Origin of the sequence: Intestinirhabdus alba (genome assembly GCF_009711095.1) — a bacterium.
Classification (GTDB): domain Bacteria; phylum Pseudomonadota; class Gammaproteobacteria; order Enterobacterales; family Enterobacteriaceae; genus Intestinirhabdus; species Intestinirhabdus alba.
The window spans coordinates 42,736-60,348 of sequence record NZ_WMJZ01000014.1 but is presented as its reverse complement, the minus strand read 5'-3'; the positions used below and the strand labels follow the sequence as shown (position 1 = coordinate 60,348).

Here is a 17,613-nt window from a genome sequence, read left to right as displayed (position 1 = left end):
CTGTATGGATTCACAGCCTATCGGGTTTTATCATGACGGCGGAAGGACACCTTCTTTTTTCCATTGCCTGCGCGGTGTTTGCCAAAAACGCCGAGCTGACGCCGGTGCTTGCGCAGGGTGACTGGTGGCATATCGTTCCTTCGGCCATTCTGACCTGTCTGCTGCCCGATATCGATCACCCTAAGTCATTTCTGGGCCAGCGCCTGAAGTGGGTTTCCAAACCGATAGCCCGCGCCTTCGGCCATCGCGGGTTCACCCACAGCCTGCTGGCGGTCTTCGCGCTGCTGACCACTTTCTATCTGAAGGTTCCGGCCAGCTGGTTTATTCCGGCGGACGCGCTGCAGGGAATGGTGCTGGGCTATCTGAGCCACATCGCGGCGGATATGCTGACCCCGGCGGGCGTCCCCCTGCTCTGGCCCTGCCGCTGGCGGTTTCGGCTGCCGCTCCTCGTGCCGCAAAAGGGCAACCAGCTGGAGCGCTTTTTATGCCTGGCCCTCTTCGCCTGGGCGGTATGGATGCCGCAGACCCTGCCGGATAACAGCGCCGTGCGCTGGTCGTCACAGATGATCACCACCCTGCAGCTGCAGTTCGGCCGCCTGATTCATACCCAAATTGACTAATAAAAAAACGAAAATCGCTTTTCAGGAATAAACAATTCCATTTGAGTATAAGAGCCGGCTCACAGTTTCTGCTAACCTTCCCCTAATAAGATTGCTGAATACCGGGTTGGCCCGGATATAACTCAGCATTATAAATAATAAAATCAGGAGGAAGGGGATGAATTTTCCACTTATCGCGAACGTCGTGGCGTTCGTCATTTTGCTGTTCGTGCTGGCTCAGACCCGGCACAGACAGTGGAGTCTGGCAAAGAAAGTGCTGGTCGGCCTGGTGATGGGCGTGGTCTTTGGCCTTGCCCTGCACACGATTTATGGCTCTGACAGCCCGGTGCTGAAGGACTCGGTACAGTGGTTCAACATCGTCGGCAACGGCTACGTTCAGCTGCTGCAGATGATCGTTATGCCGCTGGTTTTCGCCTCAATCCTGAGCGCGGTCGCCCGCCTGCATAACGCCTCTCAGCTGGGTAAAATCAGTATTCTGACCATCGGCACCCTGCTATTTACCACCCTAATCGCCGCGCTGGTCGGGGTGCTGGTCACCAATCTTTTCGGGTTGACCGCGGAAGGCCTGGTGCAGGGCGGTGCCGAAACCGCGCGGCTTAACGCCATTGAAAGCAACTATGTGGGTAAAGTAGCCGACCTCAGCGTTCCACAGCTGGTGCTGTCGTTTGTGCCGAAAAATCCCTTTGCCGATCTGACCGGCGCTAACCCGACCTCAATCATCAGCGTAGTGATTTTCGCCGCCTTCCTCGGTGTCGCAGCGCTGAAGCTGCTGAAGGATGACGTGGCGAAAGGCGAGCGCGTACTGAGCGCCATCGACACCCTGCAGAGCTGGGTGATGAAGCTGGTGCGTCTGGTGATGCAGCTGACGCCGTACGGGGTGCTGGCGCTGATGACGAAAGTGGTGGCCGGTTCAAACCTGCAGGACATCATTAAGCTGGGCAGCTTCGTGGTCGCCTCCTACCTTGGCCTGCTGCTGATGTTTATCGTCCACGGCATCCTGCTTGGCGTTAACGGCGTCAGCCCGCTGCAATATTTCCGCAAGGTATGGCCGGTACTGACCTTCGCCTTCACCAGCCGCTCCAGCGCCGCCTCGATCCCGCTGAACGTTGAAGCGCAAACCCGCCGACTGGGGGTGCCGGAATCCATCGCCAGCTTCGCCGCCTCCTTCGGTGCCACCATCGGCCAGAACGGCTGCGCGGGGCTTTATCCGGCAATGCTGGCCGTGATGGTCGCGCCAACGGTGGGAATTAACCCGCTGGACCCGATGTGGATCGCAACGCTGGTAGGCATTGTCACCGTCAGCTCCGCAGGGGTGGCGGGCGTGGGCGGCGGCGCGACCTTCGCGGCGCTGATCGTGCTGCCGGCAATGGGCCTGCCGGTCACGCTGGTGGCGCTGCTGATCTCCGTTGAACCGCTAATCGATATGGGCCGTACCGCCCTTAACGTCAGCGGTTCCATGACCGCGGGCACCCTGACCAGCCAGTGGCTGAAGCAGACCGATAAGTCCATCCTGAACAGCGAAGAAAATGCCGAGCTGGCGCACCGCTGATTCAGCGCCGTCTGACAGTCCAGTTCCACAGCCACCGCAGCGCGATGGCTTGAGACCGATGACAAACCCCAGGCCGAACTCGTTCGGCCATAATCACCACAAAAATAAACAAGGAAAATCAATTCATTGATTTTCGGCTGCTCACCACAAAGAGGGGAAAAACACGTTTTTTCCCTCTTTGTCATCAACCTGAGCCACCGCAGCGCGGTGGCTTTTTATTGCCCCTGCCGCGGCCCGCGCTTATTCAGCCAGCTCTTTTTCCTGGCGCACCTGATTCGCCCAGCGCTGGGCCGACTCCGGCACCGTAAAGGCGGGAGAGCGCTGAAATGATTCTCCCACAAGGATAAAGGCGACATATTTTCCGCGCAGTATCCATACGTCACGAAATGCGTCCATTTTTATTGCCTGTTCGGGCGGCGCAGGCTCCACTCGCGGAACATAGCTAATAACCGGGCGATTTTGTTGGCGAAGCGGTTTCATCATTGTTGAATTCATACAGGAGAGACTAAAAATCAGAAAAGAACTATCTTAGCCGATTTTGCTGCGCTCCGTCCTGCTCTGCCAGTGCCTTTTTCCATCCCGATCGCCTTTTTTGCCGTCTCGCCTCTGCCCGGCGAAATCCCAGCGGTGATCTATAGTTACAGAGCTTTTGACAAAAATAACTGCCCTCTGTGCAATGGAAAAAGGAGACGAGTTCAATGTCGCATAATGAGAAAAATCCCCACCAGCCGCCGATAACTGACGCCCGTGAGGCGCGTCCCGGTCTCGGATCGCTGGCCCCCGATGACGGTTCGCATCGTCCTGCGCCTGAACCCACGCCGCCGGGCGCGCAGCCGACGGCACCCGGCAGCCTGAAGGCACCGGAGATCGATAATGACAAACTAAGTTCGCTGGAGCCGGTGCGGAAAGGCGGCGAAAATCGCGCCCTCACCACCAACCAGGGCGTGCGCATCGCTGACGATCAGAATTCGCTCCGCGCCGGTAGCCGCGGCCCGACGCTGCTGGAAGATTTTATCCTGCGCGAGAAAATCACCCACTTCGACCACGAGCGGATCCCGGAGAGGATCGTTCACGCCCGCGGCTCCGCCGCCCACGGTTACTTTCAGCCCTATCAGGATCTCAGCGATATCACCAAAGCCGCCTTCCTCTGCGACCCACAGAAAATCACCCCGGTCTTTGTCCGCTTCTCCACGGTGCAGGGCAACGCCGGCTCGGCGGACACCGTGCGCGATATTCGCGGTTTCGCCACCAAGTTTTATACCGACGAGGGCATTTTTGACCTCGTGGGCAACAACACGCCGATCTTTTTTATTCAGGACGCGCACAAATTCCCCGATTTTGTTCACGCGGTGAAGCCAGAACCGCACTGGGCGATCCCGCAGGGACAGAGCGCCCACGATACCTTCTGGGACTACGTTTCCCTGCAGCCGGAGACGCTGCATAACGTGATGTGGGCGATGTCGGATCGCGGGATCCCGCGTAGCTACCGCACAATGGAAGGCTTCGGCATCCACACCTTCCGGCTGATTAACGCCGAGGGTAAGGCCACGTTCGTACGTTTCCACTGGAAGCCGCTGGCCGGCAAAGCCTCGCTGGTATGGGATGAGGCGCAAAAGCTGACCGGGCGCGATCCGGACTTCCACCGCCGGGAGCTGTGGGAGGCCATTGAGGCGGGCGACTATCCCGAATATGAGCTGGGGCTGCAGCTGATTGCGGAAGAGGACGAATTTAAGTTTGATTTCGACCTGCTGGATCCCACCAAGCTGATCCCGGAAGCGCTGGTGCCGGTACAGCGCGTCGGCAAAATGGTATTAAACCGCAACCCTGACAACTTCTTTGCGGAAAATGAGCAGGCGGCGTTCCATCCGGGACACATTGTTCCCGGCATCGATTTTACCAACGATCCGCTGCTGCAGGGACGATTGTTCTCCTATACCGATACGCAGATCAGCCGCCTGGGCGGGCCAAACTTCCACGAGATCCCTATCAACCGCCCGACCTGCCCGTATCATAACTTCCAGCGCGACGGTATGCACCGGATGGAGATCGACACCAATCCGGCCAACTATGAGCCGAACTCCATCAACGATAACTGGCCGCGCGAAACGCCGCCGGGGCCGCAGCGCGGCGGCTTTGAATCTTATCAGGAGCGCGTCGAGGGGACGAAAATTCGCCAGCGCAGCCCCTCTTTCAGTGAATACTACGCCCAGCCGCGCCTGTTCTGGCTCAGCCAGACCCCGGTCGAACAGCTGCACATTATCGACGCCTTCAGCTTTGAATTGAGCAAGGTCGTTCGCGGCTATATTCGGGAAAGAGTGGTCGACCATCTGGCCCGCATCGACATCGAACTGGCGCAGGGCGTTGCGAAGAATCTCGGTATTACCCTGACCGCAGAACAGATGCAGATCGCCCCGCCGCCCGACGTCTGCGGGCTGAAAAACGATCCGACCCTGAGCCTGTACGCCCAGCCCGACGGTGATGTGAAAGGCCGGGTGGTCGCCATTCTGCTCAACGACCAGGTCAAATCAGCCGATCTGCTGGCGATCCTGCAGGCGCTGAAGGCCAGAGGCGTGCACGCGAAGCTGCTCTATTCGCGAATGGGCGAGGTGACCGCCGATGACGGTTCGACGCTGACCGTCGCCGGCACCTTTGCCGGCTCGCCGTCGCTGACGGTAGACGCGGTAGTCGTCCCGTGCGGAAACATCGACGATATCGCAGACAGCGGCGACGTCAGGTACTACCTGCTGGAAGCTTACAAGCACCTGAAGCCCGTGGCGCTGGCCGGTAAGGCGCGACGCTTCGCGCAGACGCTGAATATCACCGACCAGGGTGAAGAAGGCGTGGTGCAGGCGGAGAGCGCAGACGGCGACTTTATGGATGAGCTGCTGACGCTGATGGCCCGCCATCGCGTATGGTCGCGCACCGGCAGAGTTCCCTTCGTGGCGGCGTAACTCACGGCGGCGCGCTGCGCGCCGCCAGTTTTTCAGCCAGGCTGTCCTCACCGCCGGATGCTGTCAATCTTCAGCATCCGGGCGATAATTTTGTCCAGCTCCTGCTCTTCAAAAATCACCTTCCAGTCAGGTTTAATGATCTTCTCCCGGCCATACTCCATGGCGATGGTACAGGCGTCAGAGAAGGGATTGGTGGCGCGGAAGGCTACCGCCAGCGCTATCTGAATATGGCCATACAGCATCGCCTTTGCGGCTTCTTCCGGAACGCCGCTGCGCTTAACGGTTTCATCCAGCGCCTCTTTCATAAATACCCCGAGCATACAGGCCACGGTCTCCACCAGCGTTGGCTCCAGGAAAGCAAGCTGCTTTATCGTTACCCAGTGAACCTGCTCCACCGGCCCGTACATACAGCCAATCAGGCCGCTTAACGCCGCTTTGTACGCCTCGTTCTCGCAGGAGGCCACGACGTGCTGTGCCGCGGCGATCCCGCCAAAGGCATCCTCATGCTCCTCCTTCGTATAGCGCTGCAGGAATACCGAAGGGTGGCAGGGATGCGCCACCGCGTATTCGATGTCGTCGCGCCGGGCAATAAGGTTGGCCCAGGCGGCGGCCGGGTCCAGCGTCAATAGCACCGCGCCGGCCTTCATCTGCGGCACCACCGTTTCTGATACCTTGCCCAGCACAATATCCGGCACCGCCAGAATCACCGCATCGCTCAGTGGAATCACAGAGCGCGCATCGGAAAGCTCACGCCCCTTTTCCGCCACCTGCTGCTGCGCCGTCGGCGAGTTTTCACAATAAAAAACCTGGTAAGCGCTTTTCTGAAGGTTGGCGGAGATGCGCATCCCCATTTTTCCGCCGGCACCAATGACGGTAATCGTTTTTAATTCAGCAGACATAGTTAGCCCCTCCAGGGTTGGGTGATGAAACAGTGGTTGTATTTTGTTTATCAAGCAGATAGCGCATGTTGTGTTCACTCCAGGCAGCCTCAGCGCGGCAGGTGCTTTCCCCGTCGCCCTGCCAGGGCAGCCAGTGTTCAATAATCTGGTTAATGCCGCGCTCAATCGGCTGAAGGCGCTGCCAGATTTCGTCATAGCGCAGCAGCCCCTCCCCCAGCGGACAGCCCGCCAGCGTAAAGCCGACCCAGCCGTCACGGCGAGAGAAGGCAAAATCCTTCACGTGCCAGTTCAAAACGTAGGGAGCCGTTTTGGCTACCACCTCTGCGGGTGATTCAAGGCTGGCGACGCAGTTCGCCGGATCGAGACAGATCCCCAGCCGGGAAGAGTCAACGGCCTGCACCAGCGTGATAAGGTCATCCGTTGCTACCTGTTCATAGGTTTCCAGGCACAGCGCCACACCCTGTTGCTCAAACCGCGGCAGCACGCTCTCCACGCCGCGCTGCGCGTCAACCGGCGCTGTGCCGGCGGCGATCATCGTGCGCAGCAAGGCGCACTCCAGCTCGCAGGCGATGGCCAGATAGCGCTGCAGATGCTGAGGCGTTACGCTCCGGGTGCCCAGCTCAAGCGTGATGCCGGCCTGCTGCGCATAGCGGGCCAACTGCGCAAGCTCGGCGGCAGATCGGTCGGCAATAGGTGGGTAATCACATATCTGAAATACTGTCGCGCCAAGCCGCCTGCTGTCGTCAATAGCCTCATAAAGGCTCATTGGCCTGGGGACTTTTTCCGACATTCGCCAGAAATAAGCGTAGGTACTGAGTCCAGTTTTCATACGGGCTCCTGTTGTTCTGCGCCGGTAAACGGCGTATTGAACTTATCAAGGGCGGACCGCTCACCGCCCGGAGGAATAAAAGATCCTGCCATCTCAGCGCGCTCCCGCCCGGTTTATCGCCACGTCATCGGCTGCGCCGGCGTGCGGAATACGGCTCAGTCCCAGCATCAGGAGCGCCGACAGCAGCATGAATCCCCCGACCACCATCATGGGGATCAGGTAGCCCTGCGTGGCATCATGTAAGACACCGGTAACGTAGCCCGCGGAGAATCCCGCCACGTTGCCAAGGGTATTGATCAACGCCACGGCGGCGGCGGCCGGCGCGCCGGAGAGAAATTGCGTAGGCAGCGTCCAGAAGTTGGGCAGTGCGGCAAAGATAGCGCTGGCGGTGAGGGATATGACAACCATGGTGGCAAAAGGCGTCTCCATATACAGCGCCACAGGCACCGTGACGGCTCCGATCAGGGCGGGAATGGCGATATGCCAGGTTTTACAGCCCCGCCGCGAAGCGTCGCGCGACCAGAAGTACATCACCAGCGCCGCCGCCAGGTAAGGCGCGCCGGTAATAAAGCCCCTCTCCATAACTCCGAAGGTCACGTTAAACTGGCTCTGGAATCCGCCGATAATGTTGGGCAGGAAGAACGCCAGCGCATACAGCCCGTAAATAAAGCCAAAATAGATCAGGCACAGCATCCAGACCCGGCCATTGCACATGACTAACCGCAGGCTGCGGTTGGCCGCATGGGATTTTTGCGCCTCCTCCCGCGCCAGCTCGCCGTTCAGCCAGCGCTTTTCCGCGTCATTGAGCCAGCTCGCCCCGGACGGTTTATCAATCAAATAGAACCAGGCAATCACTCCCACCAGGATCGCCGGCACCGACACGCCAAGGAACATCACGCGCCAGCCTTCGAGACCGAACCAGCCGTGCTGGTTAATAAACCAGGAGGCCAGCGGCGCGCCAAACACCACGGTCAGCGGCTGGGCCAGATAGAAAGACGCAAGGATTCTGCTGCGGTGGCGCGCCGGAACCCAGGCGCTTAAAAAGAAAATTGCCCCGGGAAAAAAGCCGGCCTCCGTCACGCCCAGCAAAAACCGCAGGATATACAGCCCTTCGACGCTGCTCACCCAGGTAAACAGCAGGGAAACAATTCCCCAGGAGACCATAATACGCGCCAGCCAGCGGCGGGCACCGTAGCGGTGTAATGCCAGATTGCTGGGAACCTCCAGCAGGATATAGCCAACGAAGAAGATCCCGGAGGCAAGGCCAAACTGAGCAACCTGCAGCCCCAGATCCTCCATCATGCCGTTGGGGGCGGCAAACGAAATGGTTGTTCTGTCGAGAAAATTAATGAAAAACATCAGCGCAACAAAGGGGACAAGACGCAGCAGGATCTTCCTGATGGCTGACTTTTCAACGTCAGGCGGTGCGTGTGGCTCAATACAGGTCATCGCGTATCTCCTTTCCAATCGCCCGTTTATCGGCGGGGTCAGAGGATAAAAGTGGTCATTGCCTCAATAACGGCGGTGAGCGGAGGTCACGCCCTTATTGGCGGAGCTGTTTTACTTCTTATCACTATGCATCAAATGAACATTAGCAGATCAAAAGTTTAAACAGGAAAGAGCGATAAAAAGATTTGTGATCGCCTTCAAAATGCCATTTAACCGCTACACTCCGCTTTTAACGGCCTTTTTACGCATGATGGCACGCCACACAAGGCGCTCAAATGAAAAATAGATGAACTTATGATTGAGGATTTTTTTGATTTAAACGAAGGCGTGCGGTTCCTCGTGACGTGACCTGCGCCACATGGGCATCGCCGGACGGCGGGTTTTTGGTTTATTGTTCCCCGTCAGCCCCGGTCGATAAATATTGCCATGACGGCTGGTTATTTTTTCAGCCGGTTTTAAAAGGCAGCGCATCACGTAAATAAGCGCGCTTATAGTGAAATGAATAAGTGATTGCTGAACGGATGGGATAAACAGGATGACGTAACCACGCCTGGCAAAGAAGAATTCATCCGGGGGCAGGACCGACCCTGTTTTACCAATAAAAAACGCCCGGTCCGCAAAAACGCTGAAGGCCCGTCGGATAAAGGACGATATATTTACTCCGGCCGCGTAAAATGGAGGCCGCCGCACGTACCGGTGGCTAAAAAAACAGTACCGGCCACCTGAAGTGGCCGGTATTCATCCGGGTCGCTCTGATTTATTCAGACGCAGCCGGAAATTAACGCCGCGGTGCCTGCGGGTCGGTATCATATTCGGCACAGGTCTGATAGCCGGAGTTCATTACGTGGCCGGTATCATCCAGGGCGACGAAATAGGTTTCCACTTTGCCATCACGCTGACCCAGAATGTAGGTCTGGCAGGTCCCGCGCGCGTGGATCATGCTCACCTCAGAAGAGGGTTTGCCCGCAATCTGCATCACCTGGGCGCGACTCATGCCTTTTTTGACGTCTTTAACCACCGGCTGAACGAAATGATCTTTGGTACGATCGTAAGCCGTACACCCTGCCAGCATCGTCAGTACCGCCGCTGCGCTTAGTAATCCTGCTATTTTGTTGTTCATTTTCCGTCCTCTTGTTTATCAGCGTGTTAAGTAAGCCTGGAATACATCAGCCCATTTTTCAAGGTGCCGGTTTCTTCCTTCCGGGTTTCAGAAGAATCTCCCCGGACAGCGCGCTGGCGCTTAATACGCCACTTGCCGCCCACAGCCTTGTTGTTTCCCCGACGAAGGGTTAGCTTTAACAGAGTCAGCATTATTCTTTTCACACCTGGATGGGGGTTCAATGACTCTGCAACAAGAGATCATCAAGGCGCTTGGCGCAAAACCGCAGATTAATGCGCAGGAGGAGATCCGCCGCAGCGTGGATTTTCTGAAATCGTATCTGAAAACGCATCCCTTTCTGAAAACGCTGGTGCTGGGGATCAGCGGCGGGCAGGACTCAACCCTGGCGGGCAAACTCTGCCAGATGGCGATTTCAGAGCTGCGCGATGAAACCGGAAACAACGCCCTGCAGTTTATCGCCGTGCGTTTGCCCTACGGCGTGCAGGCCGACGAGCAGGACTGCCAGGACGCCATCGCCTTTATTCAGCCGGATCGCGTGCTGACCGTGAATATCAAAGAAGCGGTGCTGGCAAGCGAGCAGGCCCTGCGCGAGGCGGGCATTGAACTGAGCGACTTTGTCCGCGGCAATGAAAAGGCCCGGGAGCGCATGAAGGCCCAGTACAGCATCGCCGGCATGACCGGCGGCGTGGTGGTCGGCACCGACCATGCGGCGGAGGCGGTTACCGGCTTCTATACCAAATATGGCGACGGCGGCACCGATATTAACCCGCTTTTCCGCCTTAATAAGCGCCAGGGCAAACAGCTTCTCGCCGCGCTGGGCTGCCCGGAGCATCTGTATAAGAAAGCCCCCACGGCGGACCTGGAAGACGATCGCCCCGCCCTGCCGGATGAAGCGGCGCTGGGCGTAACCTATGAAAACATTGATGATTATCTGGAAGGGAAAACACTGGCCCCGCAGATCACCGACATTATCGAAGGCTGGTATCTGAAGACCGAGCATAAGCGCCGCCCCCCCATCACCGTGTTTGACGACTTCTGGAAGAAATAGCCCATAGCCGGGCGGCGCGCTGTTTCCCGGCCGCGCCGCCTCTTTGTTAATCAAAGACGGGCTGCTATACTGGATGAATAACCAGCATCCGGAGTCTATTGTGGTACGTCGTCTGTCCGCCCCCCGTTCTGAACTCACCGCGGCCCTGTATGAATATCCCGAGCATCTGCGTCCCTGTCTCGTCGGCCTGCCCTCCGCGCCCGGGGTCTATCTGTTCCACGGCGACAGCGACACCCTGCCGCTGTATATCGGCAAGAGCATCAATATCCGTAGCCGGGTGCTCTCGCATCTGCGTACCGTAGACGAAGCCGCGATGCTACGACAGGCCCGGCGCATCACCTGGATCTGTACGGCCGGTGAAATCGGCGCGCTACTGCTGGAGGCGCGCCTGATTAAGGAGCAGCAGCCGCTGTACAACAAGCGCCTGCGCCGCAACCGCCAGCTCTGCGCCCTCCAGCTGCGCGAGGGCGCGGTAGAGGTGGTTTACGCCCGCGAGGTCGATTTTTCCCGCGCCCCAAACCTGTTCGGCCTGTTCGCCAACCGCCGCGCCGCGCTGCAGGCGCTGCAGAGCTGCGCCGACGAACAGAAACTCTGCTATGGGCTGTTAGGACTGGAGCCGTTAAGCCGCGGCCGCGCCTGCTTTCGCTCGGCGCTGAACCGCTGCGCCGGGGCCTGCTGCGGTAAAGAAAGCCCCGAGGCGCACCATCAACGGCTGCTGACGTCGCTGGAAAGAGTCCGGGTGGTCTGCTGGCCGTGGCAGGGAGCCATTGCGCTGAAGGAGAGCCGCCCGGAGCTGACCCAGTATCATATCATCAACAACTGGCTATGGCTGGGCGCGACCGCGTCGCTGGCAGAGGCGAAAACCCTGATGCGCACTCCCGCCGGTTTCGACCAGGACGGCTATAAAATTCTTTGCCGCCCTCTGATGTCAGGCCAGCATGAAATTATTGAGCTGGAGGGCGGCGTTGCATAAAAAACCGCCGGTTCTGCTTCCCTGGCATTCAGGGAAAGCAAGACCGGCGGTCTTCCATGCTGCTTTAAGCGGCATCCGCCCCGGCTTAGCGCCTTCGGGACGAACGCCGGCTTTTGTCATACGGTCAGGCTATACGCCCGCTTAGCTTAATCGGCGGCGACGGGCATTTTACCTGCGTGCATCGGACGCTCCGTCAGATGCTTTTCAAAATTGGCGTTAAACTGCTTTTTCTGCTCCGGCGTCAGAATATTGTAGATCTTATTCTGGGTTTCCATATGCTTCAGCATACCGGCCCTGTGCTGCTCTTCCATTTTCGCAATCTGCGCCTCCGCTTTGGCCTTATCAAAGCTGTCGCTGGCGATAAGTTCGTGCATCGCGCGACGCTCCTCAACCGACGGACGTTTCATGTCGTCGCGCTGCGCCTTCATAATGTCGCGGATCTGCTGCTTTTGCGCGTCGGTCAGGTTAAGGCCTTTAAACATCATGTCATGATGCGGACCGAATTTGCCCTGATGGTGCATCATCGGCTTCGCGTCAGCCGGTGCCGCGGTGGCGGTATCCGCCGCATGTGCCAGGCCGGTCGCGCCCAGGGCCAGGGTAGAGGCAACAAACAGTGCAGTTAATTTACGCATAGGTTTTATCCTTCCTTTCAGTTATTTTTACGGCTTTCTACTTACCTGCTCTGTAGCAGTATTGCCGCGTTGACGGAATTAACTTTAGCGGCTTTAACGTCAATGATTCAGAATAACGGTAAAACAGTGAAAGGGGAAAAAACACTTTTCCAGCAATTGTGGAGAAAATAAGTAAAAATTGCGCACAGATGCAACGAAAAATTACAACAGGGTGATTTTTCAGGAAATTAAGGAGAACTATACCAGGCCGATGCTTATTAATAAAGCATTCACCAGGATTTATCTGGAATATTTCTTAGCGAGCTGGCCTGCGTGATAACAAGTAAAGCATTTTACGGCAACCCCGAAGCACCTTCGGCAGGCGCGAATTTATATGGCCACAGGCCAGGGTCATCAGGAAAAGCCGCCGCCCGGCATAGACGGGCTGGCCGCTGAGGGTAAACAGCGTGCGGCCGTGAAAGGCGTTGTTGAAGGCCACGATACCGCTTTTCTGGCTGCGGAAGCGGCGGTGGACCTATATACAGCGCCGCCTCGTTGGCCCCGGCACCGGAGCTGCAGAAGAAGACGCTATCCGACCGCAAACCGCACCGCAACGGTGCATTTTTTACCCCATCGCTGACCTCAACGGCAGCCGGTGGCGGAAACCGACGACAAGTGGCAGTCAGACTGCGTAAATTCTGCTACCATCCCTGCACTATTTACCTTGCAAAATGGCAGCCCCTATGAAATTTGTCTCTTTTAATATCAACGGCCTGCGCGCCAGACCCCATCAGCTTGCCGCCATCGTCGACAAGCATCAGCCGGATGTGATTGGTCTGCAGGAGACAAAGGTTCACGATGATATGTTCCCCCTCGAAGAGGTGGCGAAGCTCGGCTATAACGTTTTTTACCACGGCCAGAAGGGACATTACGGGGTGGCGCTGCTGACCAAAGCCACGCCGATCGCCGTGCGCCGCGGCTTCCCGGACGACGGCGAAGAGGCCCAGCGGCGAATTATTATGGCCGAGATCCCCTCGCCGCTGGGCAATATCACCGTGATCAACGGCTATTTTCCACAGGGCGAAAGCCGCGACCACCCGCTGAAGTTTCCGGCCAAGGCGCAGTTTTATCAGAATCTGCAGAACTATCTTGAACAGGAGCTGGCGCAGCAAAACCCGGTGCTGATCATGGGCGATATGAATATCAGCCCAGGGGACCGGGATATCGGTATTGGTGAAGAGAGCCGCAGGCGCTGGCTGCGCTCCGGCAAGTGCTCCTTCCTGCCGGAGGAGCGCGAGTGGATGGCCCGCCTGCTGGACTGGGGCCTGGTGGACACCTTCCGCCAGGCCCATCCGGAAACTGACGATCGCTTCTCGTGGTTTGATTACCGCTCCAGGGGCTTTGACGACAACCGCGGTCTGCGCATCGACCTGCTGCTGGCCAGCCGGCCGCTGGCGGAGCGCTGCGAGGCGACCGGCATTGACTATGAGATCCGCGGCATGGAGAAGCCCTCCGACCATGCGCCGGTGTGGGCCACGTTTCGGGTGTAATACACGCAGGTGCTAACGAAAAAACGTCTGTTACTGGCGCTTGTGCTGCTGTTTGCCGTGGCGATGGCCTGGGCCATCCCTCCCGGCCAGCTCACCCTTGAAAGCCTGCAGCGCTACCACGGGCTGCTTATGGGCTGGCAGCAGCGGGCACCGCTGCTCAGCGCCGGGACCTATTTTCTGATCTATACCGCGGTAGCGGCGCTGTCGATTCCCGGCGCGGCGCTGCTGACGCTGCTCGGCGGTGCCCTCTTCGGCCTGTGGCAGGGAACCCTGCTGGTTTCGTTTGCCTCTACGCTGGGTGCCACGCTCGCCATGCTGACCAGCCGCTATCTGCTGCGCGAGGGGATCGCCCGGCGCTTTTCCCGCCAGATGGCGACGCTGGACGCGGGTCTGGCGCGCGACGGCGCTTTTTATCTGTTTGCCCTGCGCCTGATGCCAATGCTGCCGTTCGTGCTGGTCAACCTGCTGGCCGGACTCACCGCCATCGGCGTACGCCGCTACTGGTGGGTCAGCCAGGCGGGGATGCTGCCGGCGACGGTGATCTATCTCAACGCCGGACGCCAGCTCGGCCAGCTCTCCTCCGTCCGCGATATTATTTCGCCGGCGATGCTGGCGGCCTTTGCCCTGCTGGGCCTGCTGCCGCTGCTCTCCCGCTGGCTGGTAAAACGTTTTTCTCAGGAGTCATAATGCGCCGAATACTACTTCTCATCGCCCTGCTGTTGTCCGCCCAGGCGCAGGCCGCCGACGACTGGCAGACAATCAGGAACGAGGCCAGGGGGCAGACCGTCTGGTTCAACGCCTGGGGCGGCGACGCCGCGGTAAACCAGTACCTCGCCTGGGTCCGCGGCGAAATGAAAACCCATTACGCCATCGACCTGAAGATCGTACGCCTGGCGGACGCCGCCGACGCCGTGAAGCGTATCCAGACCGAAGCCGCCGCCGGACGCCGGACGGGCGGTTCAATCGATCTGCTGTGGGTCAACGGCGAAAACTTCCGCACGCTGAAGGAGGCGGGGCTGCTGCAGACCGGCTGGGCGGAGGCGCTGCCCAACTGGCGCTATGTCGATACGCAAAAGCCGGTACGTGAAGATTTCTCCGTGCCGACGGAGGGGGCGGAGTCGCCGTGGGGCGGCGCGCAGCTGACCTTTATCGCCACCCGCGAGAGCGCGCCGCAGCCGCCGCAAAGCCCGCAGGCGCTGCTGGCCTTCGCCAGGGCGCATCCCGGCTCCGTCACCTATCCCCGGCCCCCGGATTTTACCGGCACCGCCTTTCTTGAACAGCTGCTGATCGCCCTGACCGACGCCCCGCAGGCGTTAAAAACCGCGCCGGACGACAAAACCTTCGGTGCGGTCACCGCGCCGCTGTGGCGCTACCTCGACGCCCTGCACCCTTCGCTGTGGCGCGAGGGGAAAGATTTCCCGCCGACGCCCGCGCGCATGGACGCCCTGCTCAAGGCCGGAACGCTGCGCCTGTCGCTGACCTTTAACCCGGCCCACGCCCGGCAGAAAGCGGCCCGCGGCGAGCTGCCGCCATCCACCTACAGCTTCGGCTTCAGCGGCGGAACCCTCGGCAACGTGCACTTCGTGACGATTCCGGCAAACGCCCGGGCCAGCGCCGGGGCGAAAGTGGTGGCCAATTTTCTGCTCTCTCCGCAGGCCCAGCTGCGCAAGGCCGATCCGGCGTACTGGGGCGATCCGTCGGTTCTCGACCCGCAGAGGCTTCCCGCCCCCTGGAGGGAAGCGCTGCTGGCGCATATGCCCCAGGGGATGCCGCCAACGCTTCCGGAGCCGCACGCCGCGTGGGTTAACGCGCTGGAGCAGGAATGGCTGCGTCGCTACGGCACCCGCTGACGCTGCTGGCCTGGCTTCTGATGGCGGCGATCTACGCGCCGCTGATCCCGGCCGCCGCTTCGCTGATTGTTCCCGCCCTGGCGGCGGATCGCTGGCGGGCGCTGTTCACCGATCCACAGCTGCCGCAGGCTCTGCTGGCGACGCTGGTCTCCACCGGTCTCGCGGCGGCGGGTGCCCTGACCATCGCCCTCGCGGTGGTGCTGGCCCTCTGGCCAGGAGCGGGCTGGCGACGGCTGACAACGCAGTTGCCGTGGCTGCTGGCCGTCCCGCACGTGGCGTTCGCCACCGTCGCCCTGCTGCTGTTTGCCGAAGGAGGCCAGCTCTGGCGCGCGCTCCCTCTCCTTTCCCCTCCGGCGGATCGCTACGGCATCGGTCTCGGCGTGGTTATGGCAATCAAAGAGAGCGCGTTTCTGCTGTGGGTGTTATCGGCGCTGCTGAGTGAAAAGCGGCTGACGCAGCAGGTTATCGTGCTGCAGTCCCTGGGCTACAGCCGCCCGCAGTGTCTGAACCGGCTGCTGCTGCCCGCCGTTGCGCCGGCGCTGGGCGCGGTAATGCTGGCCAGCGTCGCCTGGTCGCTGTCGGCGGTAGACGTGGCGCAGATCCTCGGGCCGGGCAATCCGCCAACCCTGGCGGTGCTGGGCTGGCAGTGGCTGAGCCAGGGCGACGAGATGCAGCAGACCAAAGGCGCGTTGGCGAGCCTGCTGCTGGTTTTACTACTCGCCGCCTTTGCGCTGACGGGCTACCTGCTCTGGCGCGGCTGGCGGCGCGGGCTGCCTGCGGACAACGGCCTGCGCGGACGCCATAACGTCGCCGCCCCCGGCAACGCTTTTGCCATCGCGCTACCGCTTTCCGGCGCGCTCTGTGGAGTGCTGCTGGCGCTGATGGCCGATAGCTCCGCGCTGGATCCCGAAGCGCTGTACAACAGCCTGCTGCTGGGGCTGGCCGCTACCGGGCTGGCGCTGGCTATCCTCTTTTTATGGCTGGAATGGGGGCCGCAGCGCGGGGCGCGCTGGGCGTGGCTGCCCCTTTTTCTGCCCGCCCTGCCGCTGGTGGCCGGGCAATATCTGCTGGCCCTGCGCCTCGGCGTGGACGGTCGCTATTTCGCCGTCCTGTGGGGGCATCTGCTGTGGGTGCTGCCGTGGACGCTGTTTGTACTTCAGCCCGCCTGGCGGCGCATCGACCCGCGGTTGATTCTGGTCGCCCGAACCCTCGGCTGGTCGCGTGGTAAAATTTTCTGCTGCGTCAAGTGTCCGCTGCTGATCCGCCCGACGCTGCTGGCGGCAGCGGCGGGCTTTTCGGTCAGCATCGCGCAATATATGCCGACGCTGTGGCTGGGGGCGGGCCGCTATCCGACGCTCACCACCGAGGCGGTGGCCCTGAGCAGCGGCGGCGACAGCGGCATACTGGCGGCGCAGGCGCTGTGGCAGCTGCTGCTGCCGCTGCTGGTTTTCGCTCTGGCGGCGCTGCTTTCCGGCTGGATTGGGCGCGTACGACAAGGACTCCGCTGATGCTTTCAGTTCATCATCTCTCCCTGCGCCTGGGCGCAACCGCGCTGCTGACGCAGATTAATTTTCAGGTCGGGGAGGGCGAGATCCTGACCCTGATGGGCCCCTCCGGCTGCGGGAAATCCTCTCTGCTTGGCTGGATGGTCGGAGCGCTCGCAGCGCCGCTGTATGCCGACGGCGAGCTGTGGCTGAACGATCGCCGCGTGGACCTCCTGCCCACCGCGGCGCGGCGCATCGGCATTTTGTTTCAGGACGCGCTGCTGTTTGACCACTTCAGCGTCGGGCAGAATCTGCTGCTGGCGCTGCCCGCCGCCCTGCGCGGCGTCGCCCGGCAAAGGGCGGTGGAAACCGCCCTGGCGCAGGCGGGGCTGGAGGGGTACGCTTCCCGCGATCCGGCGACGCTCTCCGGCGGCCAGCGGGCGCGGGTAGCCCTGCTGCGCGCCCTGCTGGCTCAGCCCCGGGCGCTGCTGCTGGATGAACCCTTCAGCAAGCTGGACGCCGCGCTGCGCGAAAGCTTTCGTCAGTGGGTGTTTAACGAAACGCGCGGCCGGGGCATCCCGGTGGTGCAGGTCACCCACGACGTCCGGGATGCGCCGCCGGGCGGCCGGGTGCTGCAGATGGCGGAATATGCCGACAAACTGCGTTAACGCAACGTTTTC

Annotated in this window: 17 protein-coding genes and 1 pseudogene; 10 read left to right on the top strand and 8 right to left on the bottom strand. The window is 60.2% G+C overall.

Features of this window, described 5'->3' with window-relative positions:
• Nucleotides 1-32: 32 nt before the first annotated feature.
• Both GJV78_RS11540 and tcyP read left to right on the top strand, forming a co-directional pair.
• A complete protein-coding gene (locus tag GJV78_RS11540) occupies nucleotides 33-620 on the top strand; it encodes a metal-dependent hydrolase (RefSeq protein WP_155108491.1) in 588 nt (195 codons plus the stop codon).
• Between the two features lie 157 nt (nucleotides 621-777).
• Nucleotides 778-2,169 carry a cystine/sulfocysteine:cation symporter gene (gene tcyP / locus GJV78_RS11535; protein WP_155108490.1) on the top strand — a complete coding sequence of 464 codons (1,392 nt, stop codon included), beginning with the start codon at nucleotides 778-780 and terminating at the stop codon, nucleotides 2,167-2,169.
• Nucleotides 2,170-2,409: 240 nt separating this feature from the next.
• On the opposite strand, the gene cedA is transcribed toward tcyP, so the two are convergent.
• The gene (cedA, locus tag GJV78_RS11530) at nucleotides 2,410-2,664 is read right to left on the bottom strand and encodes a cell division activator CedA (RefSeq protein ID WP_269140474.1); all 255 of its coding nucleotides are present in this window, start codon (nucleotides 2,662-2,664) and stop codon (nucleotides 2,410-2,412) included.
• Between the two features lie 203 nt (nucleotides 2,665-2,867).
• Between cedA and katE the strand changes: the two genes are divergently transcribed.
• Entirely contained in the window at nucleotides 2,868-5,120 is a 2,253-nt protein-coding gene (gene katE / locus GJV78_RS11525; protein ID WP_155108488.1) for a catalase HPII, read from the top strand.
• Nucleotides 5,121-5,167: 47 nt separating this feature from the next.
• Here the strand turns inward: katE and GJV78_RS11520 are convergent, their stop codons facing one another.
• The 5 genes from GJV78_RS11520 to GJV78_RS11500 form a co-directional block, all read right to left on the bottom strand.
• Nucleotides 5,168-6,019 (bottom strand): phosphogluconate dehydrogenase C-terminal domain-containing protein, encoded by an 852-nt coding sequence (locus tag GJV78_RS11520; RefSeq protein WP_155108487.1) that lies wholly within the window; start codon nucleotides 6,017-6,019, stop codon nucleotides 5,168-5,170.
• Nucleotides 6,009-6,848 (bottom strand): sugar phosphate isomerase/epimerase family protein, encoded by an 840-nt coding sequence (locus tag GJV78_RS11515; RefSeq protein WP_155108486.1) that lies wholly within the window; start codon nucleotides 6,846-6,848, stop codon nucleotides 6,009-6,011. The genes GJV78_RS11520 and GJV78_RS11515 overlap by 11 nt, the downstream gene beginning before the upstream one ends.
• A 93-nt stretch (nucleotides 6,849-6,941) precedes the next feature.
• A complete protein-coding gene (locus GJV78_RS11510; protein ID WP_155108485.1) occupies nucleotides 6,942-8,297 on the bottom strand; it encodes an MFS transporter in 1,356 nt (451 codons plus the stop codon).
• Between the two features lie 778 nt (nucleotides 8,298-9,075).
• Nucleotides 9,076-9,417: an osmotically-inducible lipoprotein OsmE gene (gene osmE / locus GJV78_RS11505; protein WP_155108484.1), complete on the bottom strand. Its 342-nt coding sequence runs from the start codon at nucleotides 9,415-9,417 to the stop codon at nucleotides 9,076-9,078.
• Nucleotides 9,418-9,443: 26 nt separating this feature from the next.
• Nucleotides 9,444-9,608 (bottom strand): hypothetical protein, encoded by a 165-nt coding sequence (locus GJV78_RS11500; protein WP_155108483.1) that lies wholly within the window; start codon nucleotides 9,606-9,608, stop codon nucleotides 9,444-9,446.
• Between the two features lie 29 nt (nucleotides 9,609-9,637).
• On the opposite strand from GJV78_RS11500, the gene nadE reads away from it, so the two are divergent.
• Nucleotides 9,638-10,465: an ammonia-dependent NAD(+) synthetase gene (nadE, locus tag GJV78_RS11495; protein WP_155108482.1), complete on the top strand. Its 828-nt coding sequence runs from the start codon at nucleotides 9,638-9,640 to the stop codon at nucleotides 10,463-10,465.
• Between the two features lie 100 nt (nucleotides 10,466-10,565).
• The gene (gene cho, locus GJV78_RS11490) at nucleotides 10,566-11,438 is read left to right on the top strand and encodes an excinuclease Cho (protein WP_167519524.1); all 873 of its coding nucleotides are present in this window, start codon (nucleotides 10,566-10,568) and stop codon (nucleotides 11,436-11,438) included.
• Nucleotides 11,439-11,584: 146 nt separating this feature from the next.
• Here the strand turns inward: cho and spy are convergent, their stop codons facing one another.
• The gene (gene spy, locus GJV78_RS11485) at nucleotides 11,585-12,070 is read right to left on the bottom strand and encodes an ATP-independent periplasmic protein-refolding chaperone Spy (protein WP_155108480.1); all 486 of its coding nucleotides are present in this window, start codon (nucleotides 12,068-12,070) and stop codon (nucleotides 11,585-11,587) included.
• Between the two features lie 412 nt (nucleotides 12,071-12,482).
• Nucleotides 12,483-12,645 (bottom strand): annotated as a pseudogene (locus GJV78_RS22980) (aminotransferase class III-fold pyridoxal phosphate-dependent enzyme); the annotation flags it as partial.
• A 147-nt stretch (nucleotides 12,646-12,792) separates the two neighbouring features.
• Here GJV78_RS22980 and xthA point away from each other — a divergent pair.
• The 5 genes from xthA to GJV78_RS11455 all read left to right on the top strand — a co-directional run bounded on the left by xthA (nucleotide 12,793) and on the right by GJV78_RS11455 (nucleotide 17,601).
• Complete coding sequence (gene xthA / locus GJV78_RS11475) at nucleotides 12,793-13,599, top strand: exodeoxyribonuclease III (protein WP_155108479.1); 807 nt, start codon at nucleotides 12,793-12,795, stop codon at nucleotides 13,597-13,599.
• 63 nt (nucleotides 13,600-13,662) lie between these two features.
• The gene (locus GJV78_RS11470; RefSeq protein ID WP_155108547.1) at nucleotides 13,663-14,286 is read left to right on the top strand and encodes a TVP38/TMEM64 family protein; all 624 of its coding nucleotides are present in this window, start codon (nucleotides 13,663-13,665) and stop codon (nucleotides 14,284-14,286) included.
• Nucleotides 14,286-15,449 (top strand): ABC transporter substrate-binding protein, encoded by a 1,164-nt coding sequence (locus GJV78_RS11465; protein WP_155108478.1) that lies wholly within the window; start codon nucleotides 14,286-14,288, stop codon nucleotides 15,447-15,449. Before GJV78_RS11470 ends, GJV78_RS11465 begins: the two co-directional genes overlap by 1 nt.
• Entirely contained in the window at nucleotides 15,422-16,957 is a 1,536-nt protein-coding gene (locus GJV78_RS11460; RefSeq protein WP_155108477.1) for an ABC transporter permease family protein, read from the top strand. Before GJV78_RS11465 ends, GJV78_RS11460 begins: the two co-directional genes overlap by 28 nt.
• Nucleotides 16,957-17,601 carry an ATP-binding cassette domain-containing protein gene (locus GJV78_RS11455; RefSeq protein ID WP_155108476.1) on the top strand — a complete coding sequence of 215 codons (645 nt, stop codon included), beginning with the start codon at nucleotides 16,957-16,959 and terminating at the stop codon, nucleotides 17,599-17,601. Before GJV78_RS11460 ends, GJV78_RS11455 begins: the two co-directional genes overlap by 1 nt.
• Nucleotides 17,602-17,613 lie beyond the last annotated feature (12 nt).